The organism is Chitinibacter fontanus (assembly GCF_013423785.1).
Classification (GTDB): domain Bacteria; phylum Pseudomonadota; class Gammaproteobacteria; order Burkholderiales; family Chitinibacteraceae; genus Chitinibacter; species Chitinibacter fontanus.
The window spans coordinates 1,681,285-1,695,426 of sequence record NZ_CP058952.1; the positions used below are offsets into that span (position 1 = coordinate 1,681,285).

At 49.3% G+C, this 14,142-nt stretch carries 11 protein-coding genes, 2 tRNA genes, 1 rRNA gene and 1 other RNA gene; all 15 read right to left on the reverse strand.

What is annotated here, in order from left to right; translation table 11 throughout:
- Nucleotides 1-134: 134 nt before the first annotated feature.
- Nucleotides 135-210, reverse strand: a tRNA-Ala gene (locus HZU75_RS07720).
- Nucleotides 211-248: 38 nt separating this feature from the next.
- A tRNA-Ile gene (locus tag HZU75_RS07725) sits at nt 249-325 on the reverse strand.
- A 105-nt stretch (nt 326-430) separates the two neighbouring features.
- Nucleotides 431-1,964, reverse strand: a 16S ribosomal RNA gene (locus HZU75_RS07730).
- 539 nt (nt 1,965-2,503) lie between these two features.
- Complete coding sequence (nadC, locus tag HZU75_RS07735) at nt 2,504-3,343, reverse strand: carboxylating nicotinate-nucleotide diphosphorylase (RefSeq protein WP_180308551.1); 840 nt, start codon at nt 3,341-3,343, stop codon at nt 2,504-2,506.
- Entirely contained in the window at nt 3,344-4,708 is a 1,365-nt protein-coding gene (locus tag HZU75_RS07740; RefSeq protein WP_180308552.1) for a phosphomannomutase/phosphoglucomutase, read from the reverse strand.
- Complete coding sequence (locus HZU75_RS07745) at nt 4,709-5,785, reverse strand: YheT family hydrolase (protein WP_228028235.1); 1,077 nt, start codon at nt 5,783-5,785, stop codon at nt 4,709-4,711. It abuts the gene before it with no gap.
- A 42-nt stretch (nt 5,786-5,827) separates the two neighbouring features.
- Complete coding sequence (ptsG, locus tag HZU75_RS07750) at nt 5,828-7,555, reverse strand: PTS glucose transporter subunit IIBC (protein ID WP_180308553.1); 1,728 nt, start codon at nt 7,553-7,555, stop codon at nt 5,828-5,830.
- Between the two features lie 284 nt (nt 7,556-7,839).
- On the reverse strand, nt 7,840-8,202 hold the full coding sequence (locus HZU75_RS07755; protein WP_180308554.1) for a PTS sugar transporter subunit IIB: 363 nt from the start codon (nt 8,200-8,202) through the stop codon (nt 7,840-7,842).
- A gap of 11 nt (nt 8,203-8,213) precedes the next feature.
- Nucleotides 8,214-10,754, reverse strand: a complete 2,541-nt coding sequence (gene ptsP, locus HZU75_RS07760; protein ID WP_180308555.1) for a phosphoenolpyruvate--protein phosphotransferase — start codon at nt 10,752-10,754, stop codon at nt 8,214-8,216.
- A gap of 310 nt (nt 10,755-11,064) precedes the next feature.
- Nucleotides 11,065-11,340 (reverse strand): HPr family phosphocarrier protein, encoded by a 276-nt coding sequence (locus HZU75_RS07765; protein ID WP_180308556.1) that lies wholly within the window; start codon nt 11,338-11,340, stop codon nt 11,065-11,067.
- 113 nt (nt 11,341-11,453) lie between these two features.
- Nucleotides 11,454-12,068: a 5-formyltetrahydrofolate cyclo-ligase gene (locus tag HZU75_RS07770; RefSeq protein ID WP_180308557.1), complete on the reverse strand. Its 615-nt coding sequence runs from the start codon at nt 12,066-12,068 to the stop codon at nt 11,454-11,456.
- Nucleotides 12,069-12,081: 13 nt separating this feature from the next.
- A non-coding RNA gene (gene ssrS, locus HZU75_RS07775) (6S RNA) lies at nt 12,082-12,279 on the reverse strand.
- Between the two features lie 18 nt (nt 12,280-12,297).
- Nucleotides 12,298-12,609 (reverse strand): cell division protein ZapA, encoded by a 312-nt coding sequence (locus HZU75_RS07780; protein WP_180308558.1) that lies wholly within the window; start codon nt 12,607-12,609, stop codon nt 12,298-12,300.
- A complete protein-coding gene (gene zapB / locus HZU75_RS07785; protein WP_180308559.1) occupies nt 12,606-12,806 on the reverse strand; it encodes a cell division protein ZapB in 201 nt (66 codons plus the stop codon). The genes HZU75_RS07780 and zapB overlap by 4 nt, the downstream gene beginning before the upstream one ends.
- A gap of 177 nt (nt 12,807-12,983) precedes the next feature.
- Nucleotides 12,984-13,895, reverse strand: coding sequence for a ribosome biogenesis GTPase YlqF (gene ylqF / locus HZU75_RS07790; protein ID WP_228028236.1), 912 nt, complete (start codon nt 13,893-13,895; stop codon nt 12,984-12,986).
- Nucleotides 13,896-14,142: the final 247 nt, after the last annotated feature.

Consider the following 14,142-nt stretch of genomic DNA (forward strand, 5'->3'; position numbering starts at 1 on the left):
GGAGATATTACTTCTTCTATTTTGTTAAAGAACGATACAGATGTCTTGCGACATTCCGATTTAAGAAACCAGAACAAAATCAATTACCCGAATCAAACGATTCGTCAATTGACTGAATTCTGAACTCTTGTGATTGGTGGAGGATGACGGGATCGAACCGACGACCCCCTGCTTGCAAAGCAGGTGCTCTCCCAACTGAGCTAATCCCCCAATCTGGCATTACTAAGCTGTTTCCACTTACAGGTAAGTGGTGGGTCAAGCTGGAATCGAACCAGCGACCCCCGCCTTATCAAGACGGTGCTCTAACCGACTGAGCTACTGACCCAGCTTTCCAACCGAGTAGTGTTCAAGTTCCCTTGAGCACTGTCTCTGTATCTTCAAAATCTACAGCCGATGAGTGTGAGTACTTGACCCGCAGGTCTTTCTCTTGAAAGGAGGTGATCCAGCCGCAGGTTCCCCTACGGCTACCTTGTTACGACTTCACCCCAGTCATGAATCCCACCGTGGTAAGCGGCCTCCTTGCGGTTAGCCTACCTACTTCTGGTGAAACCCACTCCCATGGTGTGACGGGCGGTGTGTACAAGGCCCGGGAACGTATTCACCGCGACATGCTGATCCGCGATTACTAGCGATTCCGACTTCATGCACTCGAGTTGCAGAGTGCAATCCGGACTACGATCGGTTTTGTGAGATTGGCACCCCCTCGCGGGTTAGCGACCCTCTGTACCGACCATTGTATGACGTGTGAAGCCCTGGTCATAAGGGCCATGAGGACTTGACGTCATCCCCACCTTCCTCCGGTTTGTCACCGGCAGTCCCACTAAAGTGCTCAACTGAATGGTAGCAACTAGTGGCAAGGGTTGCGCTCGTTGCGGGACTTAACCCAACATCTCACGACACGAGCTGACGACAGCCATGCAGCACCTGTGTTACGGTTCCCGAAGGCACTCCTCTATCTCTAAAGGATTCCGTACATGTCAAGACCAGGTAAGGTTTTTCGCGTTGCATCGAATTAATCCACATCATCCACCGCTTGTGCGGGCCCCCGTCAATTCCTTTGAGTTTTAGTCTTGCGACCGTACTCCCCAGGCGGTCAACTTCACGCGTTAGCTGCGTTACTAAGCTCCGAAAAGCCCAACAACTAGTTGACATCGTTTAGGGCGTGGACTACCAGGGTATCTAATCCTGTTTGCTCCCCACGCTTTCGTGCATGAGTGTCAGTATCAGCCCAGGGGGTTGCCTTCGCCATCGGTGTTCCTCCACATCTCTACGCATTTCACTGCTACACGTGGAATTCCACCCCCCTCTGCCGTACTCTAGTTAGCCAGTTCACAATGCAATTCCCAAGTTGAGCTCGGGGATTTCACATCGTGCTTAACAAACCACCTGCGCACGCTTTACGCCCAGTAATTCCGATTAACGCTTGGACCCTACGTATTACCGCGGCTGCTGGCACGTAGTTAGCCGGTCCTTATTCTTCAGGTACTCTCAAGAGCGATGGATATTAGCCACCACCTTTTGCTCCCTGACAAAAGCGCTTTACAACCCGAAGGCCTTCTTCACGCACGCGGCATTGCTGGATCAGGCTTGCGCCCATTGTCCAAGATTCCCCACTGCTGCCTCCCGTAGGAGTCTGGACCGTGTCTCAGTTCCAGTGTGGCGGATCGTCCTCTAAGACCCGCTACTGATCGTCGCCTTGGTGAGCCTTTACCTCACCAACTAGCTAATCAGCCATCGGCCGCTCCAATAACAAGAGGTCTTGCGATCCCCCTCTTTCCCCCGTAGGGCGTATGCGGTATTAGCTATCCTTTCGGATAGTTATCCCCCATTACTGGGTACGTTCCGATGTATTACTCACCCGTTCGCCACTCGCCACCAGACCGAAGTCCGTGCTGCCGTTCGACTTGCATGTGTAAAGCATGCCGCCAGCGTTCAATCTGAGCCAGGATCAAACTCTTTCGTTTAATCGCTATGCTATTTTTACTACTTGGCTTGTACTTCAATACTCAAAGAAAGAAACGAGAAAAACTTAAAAAGTTCGTCTTGTTTATTTCCTATCATCTGAGTGCAAGCACTTGTTTCGACTTACGAATCAAGCACTCACACTCATCGGCTGTATATTGTTAAAGATCGTTGCTGGCATCGCTTCGTTTCGTTGCGTCATCAGCAGAGAGGCCGAACTATACCCACCAGCCTGAAACACGTCAACACCTATCGACAAAGAAAATGGAACAAAGGCGCTAAGTGATTGATCGGAAAGGAAACGAAAATCGAAATATTTTGGCAAACAACGCCAAATGCAAACGCACAGCACCAGTGTAGCCACCAACAAAACCCGCAAAAATTCAGAAAAACAGAGCAAAACCGCCAACAACAAGAAGAAACACCCTGAATCGAACGGTCAAATCGCGCAAAAACCGGACTAAAAAGCACAAAGCCCGCTAAAGCGGGCTGAGTTTCTACACATCAAATATCTATTGAGTTCGTTTTGATCTGATCTTTATTAGCTAAAGCGCATTGAGAGATCGATGGCCTGAATGTCTTTGGTGAGTTTACCTACTGAGATCCGATCCACGCCGGTTTCGGCAATGGCGCGGATCGTCGTTAAATCGACGCCGCCCGATGCTTCCAGTATTGCGTTACCTTGCGCCATTTCAACCGCGCTGCGCATGTCGGCCAGACTCATATTATCTAATAGGACCGAAACAGCTCCGCCAGCCAAAGCTTGCGTAAGTTCATCGAGGTTTTCGACTTCGATCTGAATGCTCACATGTTTGGGTGCGATTTGCTGGGCGGCGGCCAGTGCATTGGCAATGCTACCAGCGGCGGCGATGTGGTTTTCTTTAATTAAGATACCGTCGTATAAGGCCATGCGCTGATTGGCGCCACCACCAACAGTGACAGCGTATTTTTGTGCGCGACGTAGGCCGGGGATAGTTTTGCGCGTGTCGTGAACCACAGCATTAGTACCTGCGACCACTTCAGCATAACGACGCGTTTCTGTTGCGACGGCCGATAAAGTCTGGATGAAATTGAGGATGCTGCGCTCAGCAGTTAATAAAGAGCGGGCATTCCCTCGTAGAACACATAGCAATTGATCTGCAACGGCATACTCCCCTTCAGTAACTTGCCATTCGACTTGAATGCTGGCGTCAACCTGGCGAATCACTTCATTAGCCCATGGCAGGCCACATATCACAGCGGCTTCTCGTACGATAATGCGGGCCGTGCCCTGCTGATCTGCGGGGATTAGCTGAGCAGTCCAATCACATTCACCGATATCTTCGGCCAGCGCAGTGGCAACATTAGCGGCAATCAGGTGCTGAGGGGGTAAGTTAATCATTTATTCGACGGTATAGGTTGGAAAGGGAAGCGGCGCGATGGCGGCCGCGAGTTCTTGTTCAATACGGCGTAAAGCCTGCGCTTCATCGGCCTCAATCCGCAACGTTAGTACTGGCGTAGTGTTGGATGCGCGGATCAGCCCAAAGCCATCGGCGTATTCTATGCGTAGACCATCGACAAAGCTAATCGCCGTTGCGCTGGGAAATTGCGCTTTGGCGGCAATGTCTTTCACCAATATGTGCCCAGCGCCCGAGAGCGGAATTTGTAATTCATGCGTGGCCAAGCATTGCGGCAGCCGCACCAGCTCGGCATCCAGATCCAACCCAGCGCTAACCGCCGCTAATAATCGTGCGGCGGCATACAAGGCATCATCCACATCCCAGCCGGCAAAGGCAAAATGCCCAGACAGCTCGCCCGCCAACAGCGCCTTGCTTTGCTTGAGCTTGCGCTTCATATGCGAATGGCCAGTAGGGATCGCTTCCGAAGTGCCGCCGAGCTGCTGCACCCATTGCGCCACTGAGCGGCTGGATTTCACATCATATAAAACATGGCCACTGTTTTGTGCCAATACCACGCTGGCGAAAATCATCAGCAAACGATCACCGGGAATCATCTGCCCAGTACGAGTCACGACACCTAGGCGATCGCCATCACCATCAAAAGCGATGCCCAGATCTGCCCCCTGCTCCAACACGCTGGCGCGCAACTCGCGCAGGTTATCGACCACTTGCGGATCGGGATGATGATTGGGGAAATGACCGTCAACTTCGCAATATAACTCAATAACTTTGCAACCGAGCGCACGAAATAATTGCGGCGCTATCGCACCGGGGGCCCCATTGCCACAGTCGATCACGATCTTTAACGGTTGATTAATTTGAACATCTTGCTTTAGCACAGCCAGATACGCGGGGTAAGCATCCATTTCACTGGCGGCACCGCCTGCCAACACTGGCAATTGATCGGCTTCAATCTGCTCTCGCAAAGCTTGCAGCGCTGAGCCGTCAATGGTTTCGCCACCCAGCACCAGCTTGATGCCATTATATTCTGGTGGATTGTGGCTGCCGGTAATCATAATGCCTGATGCGTCAGCATGGTATTTTGCTGCGAAGTATAGCAATGGAGTACATGCCATACCTAGGTTACAGACTAATACCCCTGCTTCAACTAGACCACGCTGCATCGCCGCCATTAACTCGGGGGTGGATAAACGTCCGTCCCCCGCCAGCGCAATGCTGCGGATATTCCGCGCGATCGCTTGCGCACCGACCGCACGACCAACCCAATATGCAACCTCTGGCGTTAATAGTGAAACCGGGCCTCGTACGTCATAGGCTTTGAAAATTGCTGCTGGAACACGACTCATCTATCTCACCAAAGGCCGGTGGTATTGGAAAAATTTCAATAAGGTTTCTGGTAACCAACTCAAGCGTCCTGGTGGCGGCCCAGAAAGAAAACCAACGTGCCCACCTTCACGTGGCTGGATTAGATGCACCGCTTTGGATACATCATGCACCGAGGGCAAACTGTGTGCAGGCATAAATGGATCATTCAGCGCATTAATAAGCAAAGTCGGCACCGCAATTTGTTTGAGTACGCTTTTGCTGCTCGCCCGCGACCAATAATCTTCGACCCCAAAAAAACCATGCAAGGGCGCGGTAACCAGATCATCGAATTCTCGCAGCGTTCGCACTTTTTTAACCTGTTGCCAATCAATAAACGGGTTTTCTGATAATTTGAGCTTGTACTGCGCTTTCTTGCGCATCGTGCCAAGAAATTCCCGAGTGTATAGATGGCGATTTATTCCGTTATCTAAAGCATTCCCGCAGGCCGCCAAATCCATGGGCGCAGAGACTGCAGCAGCTGCATAGATTAATTCGTTGGCAGTATCACCTTGCTCGCCCAACCATTTCAATAAGGCATTGCCGCCCAATGAATACCCGACGGCAAATAATGGTGTATCTGGGAAAGTTTTCTTTAAACGATGCAAAATCCAATCGATCTCGGCCGAATCCCCTGCGTGATAGCTACGCGGCAAACGATTTGGCACATTACCGCAAGTCCGAAAATGCGGCACCACACCACGCCAGCCCTGACGGTAGGCATGATGGAATAAGGAAATTGCGTAATGGCTGCGTGAGCTGCCTTCCAAACCATGAAACAACACGATTAGCGGTGTACCAGCACGGCCATCAGTCCAATCTACACCAATCGAATCTAAATCGGGCGTAATCCAGTGCTCACGCTTGTAGTTGAGGGGGCGCTGCCATAACAAGGTGGCAGGGTAGATCGTCTGGGCATGCCCACCGGGTAGCCAAGATGACGAATGATATATCGGAAGGTCTAAATGCTTTTCACGTGCCATAGCGAAAGTGTGGCTGAAACTACGGTGACTATCCAGCAAAATAATGGCATGACTCAACGCCGGTAAGAAAAAAGCCATCGCATTGCGATGGCTTTTTCATTTAGCGACTAAATTGCACTTTTATAGCAATGACCCTGCAATCTGTTCCGCACGCTCACCCACAATCAAATGCACCACACCATCCGCGAGTGGAGCCACGGCATCGATTCCTTGCGTTTTCAGTGCAGCCAAATCAAGCAGATTCGCATCAGCCAATTCAACACGCACTCGCGTGGCCGCCATCGGTGCAGCACTGCGAATATTGGCTTTACCACCTAATGCAGAAAGTAGCGCTGGATTGGCTGCCTGCTTCGCAACTGGGCTTGCAGTTTGTTGCACTGCCGTTGCTGCGGCCACTTTACCGCCACCTGCTTTGATATATTCGGACATATCCGTTTTGAGGTTTTCAGAGCGAGTACCGAAGATAGCCTGCATATTATTGCCGACCTGCATCACTCCGGCTGCACCCAAGGCTTTCAGTTTTGCTTGATCAACTTTTGCCACATCATCAACTGAAATACGCAAGCGTGTGATACATGCATCCAGCGATTTGATATTGGCTGCGCCACCAAATGCGAGTACCAGATCATGCGCCATGCCAGAACCACTTACACCTGCAATCACTTCTTCCGCGCTTTCATCTTCACGACCAGGGGTTTTCAGATTCCATTTCACAATCACAAAGCGGAATACACTGTAGTAAATCGCGGCGTAGATTGGGCCGATGATCAGCACATACCACCAGTTTTGCGCATATTTACCCAAGGCATTGAACATCAGGAAGTCGATCCCGCCCTGCGAGAAAGTAAAGCCCATATGCATGTCGAGCGTATTGGCAATGAACTGACCGCTGGCCGCCAGGAAGGCGTGAATCACATACAGCACCGGTGCCACAAACATAAAGGCAAATTCGATCGGCTCGGTAATCCCGGTAAGGAAGGAAGTTAGTGCCGCGGAGATCATAATCCCGCCGACCATGACTTTCTTCTCTGGTTTGGCAGTATGCCAAATCGCAAATGCTGCAGCTGGCAAACCAAACATTTTGAAGAAGAAGGCGCCTGACAAGATCCCTGCAGTTGGGTCACCGGCGAAGAAGCGCGCGATATCACCGTGCACCACTTTGCCTGCTGCATCGGTAAAGCTACCGATTTCAAAGAAGAATGGTACGTTCCAGATATGGTGCAAACCGAATGGAATCAGCAGACGCTCGATGAAACCATACACGGTGGCCGCCATACGCGGATCAGAATGCGCCGCCCATTGTGAGAAGCTGTTGATCGCGCCTTGGATCGAAGGCCAAATCACCGACATGATCACACCGACGAAAATCGCGGCAATTCCGGTTACGATCGGCACAAAGCGTTTACCGGCAAAGAACCCCAGATACGGTGGCAGCTCGATGCGGTAATACTTGTTGAATAAGGTTGCGGCCACGCCACCGATGATAATCCCGCCAAACACGCCGGTTTCCATCGATTTCATGCCCATGACAGTGGCAGGCTCTACACCCATGATCGGTGCCATTACACCCATCGTCGCCAGCAACACAACAAAACCTACGGACGCAGCAATGGCGGCAACGCCATCATTTTCGGTTAAACCTAAGGCCACACCAATGGCAAAAATCAGCGGCAGATGGCCAAAAATGGCCCCGCCACCGGCTTCCATTAACTGCGACACTACGGTCGGCAGGAAGGAAAAATGTGAAGCACCAATACCCAGTAATAGGCCGGCTACCGGTAATACAGCTACCGGTAGCATTAGCGCTTTACCAATCTGCTGCAGTACTGCAAATGCATTTTTAAACATCGACTTTCTCCTGTTTTTCCAGCCGATCCAAATGGTCGACTATAAAACTTGAATAATTTTTATTGATTATTCTTGGGTATAAAGACGCGAGCAATACATTAAAAGACCTACATAGAAATACTAGTACGGGGTATTTATTGATTTAGATCAAAAATAAACCCACCATAAAGGTGGGTCAGTTGAGCTTGAAACCGTTTGCCATTACCCGATCAGGGTATGACACACAAAGATCGCTTCAGCATCAATCTGACCAACCATTGCTATGGGTTTATTCAATTCAAAAATTAGGCAGCTTGCGGGCCAACAATCAGGTGGAACACTTGCGCATTAATTGGCGCCACAGCAAGCACACCTGCTTTTTTCAAAACAGATTCGTTTAAACGAGTACCGTCTTGCAGACTGACGCGCACCCGTGTAGCAGCAATCGCTTCTGCTTGTTGCACATTGTGCTCGCCACCAAGGCCAACAAACCAAGCATCCTTTAATACGGATGCAGGTTTAGTCAGTGCCTTCACTGTTGGCGCGACTGGTGCCACAACAACTGGCTGTGATACAACAGATTGCTTAGCTTCAGGTTTTTTGCGCGTGAGTTGTACACCAATTACACCCAACACCAAACCTACGATAAAACTGATTACCAACGCCATTTTGGCTCTCCTTAATCAACCAGTTGAGACAAACGGGCACGGACTTCAGCCGCAGTACCCAATTGCAAGACTTCCGTTGCCAATTTCTGACATTCGGCTTTATCCAAAGTACGAACAAGTGCTTTGATTGCTGGAATCGTTGGCACGCTAGCCGATAATTCATCAACACCAATACCAAGCAATAGTGGAATTGCCATCGGATCCGAAGCGATACCACCACAAACGCCTACCCACTTACCGTGCTTATGTGCTCCTTGCACAGTCATATTGATCAGATTCAATACGCCTGGGTGCATTGCATCAGCTTGCTTGGCCAGCTTCGGATGACCACGGTCCATCGCCAGCGTGTACTGGGTCAGATCGTTGGTACCGATCGAGAAGAAATCCACTTCACGAGCAAATTGCTCGGCCAACACTGCGGTGGCAGGAACTTCGACCATGATGCCGACTTGGACTTCCTGCGTAATACCCAGCGCCGCTTTTTCTTCGGCCACGATGCGTTTTACTTCGCGTACTTCTTCTAGGCTGGTGATCATTGGGAACATGATCGCCAGTTTCGAGAATGGGGCTGAACGTAGTACCGCGCGTACTTGGGTATGCAAGAGCTCTGGCTCGGCCAGACACAAGCGCACCCCGCGCACGCCAAGGAATGGATTTTCTTCGGCGGGCATTGGCAGATATGGCAGAGGTTTATCGCCACCGACATCCAGCGTGCGTACCACGAAGGTTTTGTCGGTACCCAAAGCTTTGGCGATGTCGATGTAGATTTGGCTTTGTTCGTCTTCAGTCGGCGCATCGGTGCGCTCCAAATAGAGGAACTCGCTGCGCAGCAGACCTACGCCTTCACTACCCAGCTTCACGCCTTGCTCGGCATCATCCAGACCACCAATATTGGCCACAACTTCAACGTGGACACCATCTTTAGTCACGGCCGGCTGAAAGGCAGCGGCCAATTCGGCTTCACGCTTCGCGGCTTGCTTGGCTTGTTTTTCACGGATATCGGTGATTTCGGCTTCCGATGGGTTTTTGCGCAGCGTGCCGCGAGTACCATCCAAAATTACGGGGGTACCGTTCGCCAGCTGCATCACATCTTCATCAATGCCGCAAATCGCAGGGATATTCAGCGAGCGCGCCAGAATCGCTACGTGACTAGTCGCACCACCACCAGTGGTGCAGAAACCCAATACTTTGGTGCGATCCATGCTCGCGGTATCTGATGGAGTTAGTTCCTCGGCAATCAAAATTGCATTTTCTGGAACGACCATCGCAGCTTCTTCAATACCAGCAATCAGACGTAATACGCGGCGACCAACGTCACGAATATCATTGGCGCGACCAGCCAAGACTTCGTTTTTCAAACCAGCCAATTTATCTGCGTAAGTGTTGAATGCCACTTTCCAGGCAAAGGCCGCGCTTTTTTCCTTGCCAATATTGGCAATCGCAATAGCGAGCAAATCTGGATCTTCGAGCAACTCTTGGTGGGCGGCAAAAATTTCTGCTTTGCTTGCATCAGTAATTTCAGACTTCAACGCTTCAAGCTGTTGATGTGCATCTTTTAGCGCTTTATCCAAGCGACGCTTTTCAACTTGCTGGCCTTCGCCTTGTTCAACGACAGTGATTTCTTCTTGTTTCACATGAAACACATTACCAACGGCCAAGCCAGGTGATGCTGAAACGCCTGTTAGGATATTTGGATCATCAGATTTTGGTTTTGGTTTTGCTGTTTTGATATTCATCGGTGCCGGTTTAGCTTTTGGGGCAGGGCCTCCAACGTCTTCACCACAACCAGTTTGAATCAACTCCGAAATTGCTTTGACTGCCGCCGCAGCATCCGCACCCGCAGCTCGTACACGAATCTCATCACCATGTTGTACTTCCAAACCCATGATGGCCACGACTGATTTGGCATTGGCTTCTTCACCTGCGCGTACCAATTTGATATCAGATTGGAAAGTTTTGGCTGCGTTAGCTAATACTGCAGATGGACGTGCATGCAGCCCTGTGTGGTTTGGCACCTTAATTGGGTCAGAATAAGCCTCACTTGCTGCGCCCGTATTTGCAGTTACGCTGCCTGCGCCTGCCGCCAATTGCAAGGTCAATGCCGTTTGCTGACCGGCTTGCACTAAACCAGTAGCTGGTATGAATTTCGCAACCAAATCACTGTTAGTTATCACGATTTGAGTAAGCAATGACACTGCTTTGCGTGCCACCAGGTCCATATCGAATTCAATCAGTGGTTGACCTACATCGACAATATCGCCCTCTTTCACTTTGGCAATGAAACCATTGCCTTTGAGCATCACGGTATCTAAGCCAATGTGCATCAAAACTTCAACACCACTAGGCGCTGTAATCGTCACGGCATGCTTAGAAGAATGTAGCTGGGTCACTTTGCCGGTTAACGGTGCCAACAAAATATTGCTGGTTGGATCAATCGAGATCCCATCACCCACCATTTTTTGGGCAAACACGGGGTCGGGCACTTTTTCTAATGGCACCATAACCCCAGATAAAGGGGCTTTCAATTCAATCTGGGTTGCAGGATTCGACATAAATACCTCGTTTTGTTCGATTTCTGGCTAAAGCAAAAAAGCAATATTCGATGAAAATCAGTTTAGAACGCTATTCCATCTGCATGAAGTAAATAGTTGCCTCTGCAAAGCCAATAATTACTCATTTGTAGTGCGGTACATTTTGTAGATGCACATTGTGCAATCATCAAGCACGCAAAAAATTGTCTGTCGTCAGATTCGCAGTGTGATAAACGCTTGTAATTACGTAAGTTTACAATTACATATTTTGATTTACAGAGAAATAGGCAAACAAAAAGGGCAGCTAGCTGCCCTCGTTATGTTTAGCGGTTTATTTCTCACCGCAGCCACTGCTAATCACCTGAGTCAGGGCGGTAATCGCTGCCTGAGCGTCCGGGCCATCAGCCTTGATTTGGATCTTGTCACCCAAGCTCACATCCAGACCCATCACTGATACAACAGACTTGGCATTCGCTTCGATTGATTTGAACACCAATTTGATATCTGATTGATATTGCTTAGCAACATTCACAACATTGGCGGCGGGGCGAGCATGCAGGCCAGTCGCGTTAACGATACTAACAGGATTAGATACGATAGCAGCCATAATTACCTCAAGCGTGAAATGGAGAACAGGCACAAAAAAATGCCTGACAGAAAAATTATCATGCACACATCATAGCTAAATTCTAGCTGAATGTACCTGCGGAATAACCATTATCAGTTGGTAATTTGATCCACAGCAGCTTGCAAATATTTACATTCAGTTTGTACGGCATCGAGATGCAGATCCCATGGCTCGGTTGGAATATTGGCTAGCTGCTGTACGCTAAAGGCCAACCCAATCAATTTGGGCTTTTGCCATAAACGTCTTAAACGCCGAAATGCAAAGGTCGTATCGTAATAGCCGCCTCCCTGCCCTAAACGCGCCATTTGCAGATCAAAACCTACTAAAGGCACAAACACGGTATCAAGTTGTTTGGGATCGCACGTTTGCGGGTGGCAAGGCACAGGAATTCCAAATTTCCCCAGCTGCCAGCGTGATTGCTGATCGAGCCTAACAAATTGCAGCTGCCGTCCAAATCGCGGTGTACGTGGTAAATACACTTCGCAACCACGCTGCATGGCGTGCAAGATTAAAGGCCAGGTGGGAAATTCACCAGCAACTGGAACATATATCGCTATTTTTTGCCCGTGCCGCAAACGTCTTAAAATTTGGGGGGAACGAGTGACCGCCCACGCTGCAGCTAAACGCTGTTCTGGTGTAATAGCCGCTCGTGCGGCGCGTAAATTACGCCGAGTGGAAGCTTTATCGAGTTGCTGGTGTGGGAACATAGATTTGAAAGGGGGGCTTCCCGCGAATGCCGTACCGACTCGCATCTTGAACCCAATGGTTCAAGTTGCCACCAGGTCGATGCCATCAGGTGCGTTCGTCAACTGCCGAAACAGCGAGAGCGCTCACAACAGGCGTCGGGAGACCCGGCGGACATGCTATACAGCTTATCGGTTCAAAGAATCTGAGCCGTTACGAACACCGCAGGAAAGCAAGGGTGCAATTGATGCATTAGAAAAGCTCGGTTTGCTCTTGTAACACAGCATCAACTGTTGAATTCATGCTATCGATTCTACGCTGAAACGAACCAATGTCAATTCCACCCGGAACCTTGGTTTGCAGAAACTCATGCGTCATATTCAAGGCAGCCATAATCGCGATTTTTTCCAAACCGATGACTTTTCCATTATTGCGAATTTCGTGCATGCGAGTATCGAGCAATTGAACAGCTTGTAATAGAGTTGCCTCTTCACTTTCAGGGCAAGCAACTCGAAACTCGCGCCCCATAATCGAAATATCTAACTGCTTGATTATTTCGCTCATGCCATATCCTCCGGCAATTTAGCCAAAATAGTTGCAACGCGCTCTTTTGTACCCGCCAGCTTTTGCTGTAGCTGTTGATTTTCCTGGCTGGTTTGCAACAACGTTTGCCGCAAGGTTCGATTTTCATCACGCAGCTGGCGACATAAATCAGCCAACAACTGTACTTTGGTTTCTAGTGCAGTTAATTCTGTATCCATCACAAGCATCCATTCGTATCACACTAAGGCAATAGTAAAGCCAATTTTGCATTATTGCTTCGGCTTATACTACGGGTACCTTCAGATAAAGATACCTAACCCAGTATTCTAATCCAGCCCAATCACAGGAAAGTTTTCTGCAATATACCTACAAGGTAGGTTTGCAGCATCCGCATACTAAAGCTCTTCATCACTGCTTGCGGCCTGTTCAGGCACATCTTCACCTGAACCTAAGTCAACACCAATAAAATCATCAGGCGTCTCCAGCGTCATTCGGCCAATTGCTTTAGTGCGATAGTCTGTAATGATCAAATCAGCGGTTTTTTGCTCATCAATAACACCGCCACTCATCACCGCCCCACGTTTGCGGCCAATACGCTCAAATAACTCATCTGCTTCACCATTGAGATCTGGCAGTTTGTAGCGCTTCATCAATAGCTCAGGGTAACGCACTTTAAGCTCTTCCAAGGCAAAGTAGGCTACTTCAACTTCATCATAGGCATTACGACCTATTGAGCCACCCAGTGCAAGACGGAAACCGGATGGCTCATGCTCAACCTTAGGCCACATCAAACCAGGGGTATCGTACAAAATTACCCCACCCAAAGTTTCAATCCTTTGCTGGGACTTAGTTACACCCGGAGTATCCGCAACTTTAGCCACTTTTCGCTGCGCCAAAGTATTGAGCAGGGTTGATTTACCAACATTGGGAATACCCATAATCATGGCTCGCAAGGGTTTTTCAATGCCAGTTCGAAATGGGGCAAGGCGCAAACACAGTTGTGGGATTTTTTTCAGGGCTTCTTGCTTATTATCTTCACCCAGCAAGATTGCCTCGGTACCAGGCTGAGCCCTAAACCATTCGAGCCATATCTTATTAAGAACGGGATCAGCTAGATCTGCCTTATTCAAAATTTTCAGAGCAGGCCGCTGCCGATGCATCCGCAACTTTTCAATCATAGGGTTGCTACTGGATAAAGGCATTCGTGCATCGACAATCTCAATCACGACATCAACCTTGGCTAACGTCTCCGCCACTTTCTTGCGAGCCACATGCATGTGCCCCGGAAACCACTGAATTGCCATCATGCACCCTCAAGAAAAAGCGCGATTATACGCTTATTCACAAACGTCTTATCAAATCAGCCACTTGGCATGTGAGCAAAGCAAGTCGGCTCTGTGGATAAATATCAAACGGCGCATGTGGATAAAAGCCTCACCAAATTACCCACAGGCTTTACCAGAACGCTCAGAAGGGTTGTGGATAACGTAAGTATATGAATTATTTGTTAATTTTAGCTTATCCACAGCCAAGTTATGCCCTTATCTATTATTA

What these genes read in the sequence shown, in the direction of transcription:
- nadC (WP_180308551.1), bottom strand. Translation starts at nt 3,343, where the DNA reads ATGATTAACTTACCCCCTCAGCACCTGATTGCCGCTAATGTTGCCACT.
- HZU75_RS07740 (WP_180308552.1), bottom strand. Translation starts at nt 4,708, where the DNA reads ATGAGTCGTGTTCCAGCAGCAATTTTCAAAGCCTATGACGTACGAGGC.
- HZU75_RS07745 (WP_228028235.1), bottom strand. Translation starts at nt 5,785, where the DNA reads ATGGCTTTTTTCTTACCGGCGTTGAGTCATGCCATTATTTTGCTGGAT.
- ptsG (WP_180308553.1), bottom strand. Translation starts at nt 7,555, where the DNA reads ATGTTTAAAAATGCATTTGCAGTACTGCAGCAGATTGGTAAAGCGCTA.
- HZU75_RS07755 (WP_180308554.1), bottom strand. Translation starts at nt 8,202, where the DNA reads ATGGCGTTGGTAATCAGTTTTATCGTAGGTTTGGTGTTGGGTGTAATT.
- ptsP (WP_180308555.1), bottom strand. Translation starts at nt 10,754, where the DNA reads ATGTCGAATCCTGCAACCCAGATTGAATTGAAAGCCCCTTTATCTGGG.
- HZU75_RS07765 (WP_180308556.1), bottom strand. Translation starts at nt 11,340, where the DNA reads ATGGCTGCTATCGTATCTAATCCTGTTAGTATCGTTAACGCGACTGGC.
- HZU75_RS07770 (WP_180308557.1), bottom strand. Translation starts at nt 12,068, where the DNA reads ATGTTCCCACACCAGCAACTCGATAAAGCTTCCACTCGGCGTAATTTA.
- HZU75_RS07780 (WP_180308558.1), bottom strand. Translation starts at nt 12,609, where the DNA reads ATGAGCGAAATAATCAAGCAGTTAGATATTTCGATTATGGGGCGCGAG.
- zapB (WP_180308559.1), bottom strand. Translation starts at nt 12,806, where the DNA reads ATGGATACAGAATTAACTGCACTAGAAACCAAAGTACAGTTGTTGGCT.
- ylqF (WP_228028236.1), bottom strand. Translation starts at nt 13,895, where the DNA reads ATGATGGCAATTCAGTGGTTTCCGGGGCACATGCATGTGGCTCGCAAG.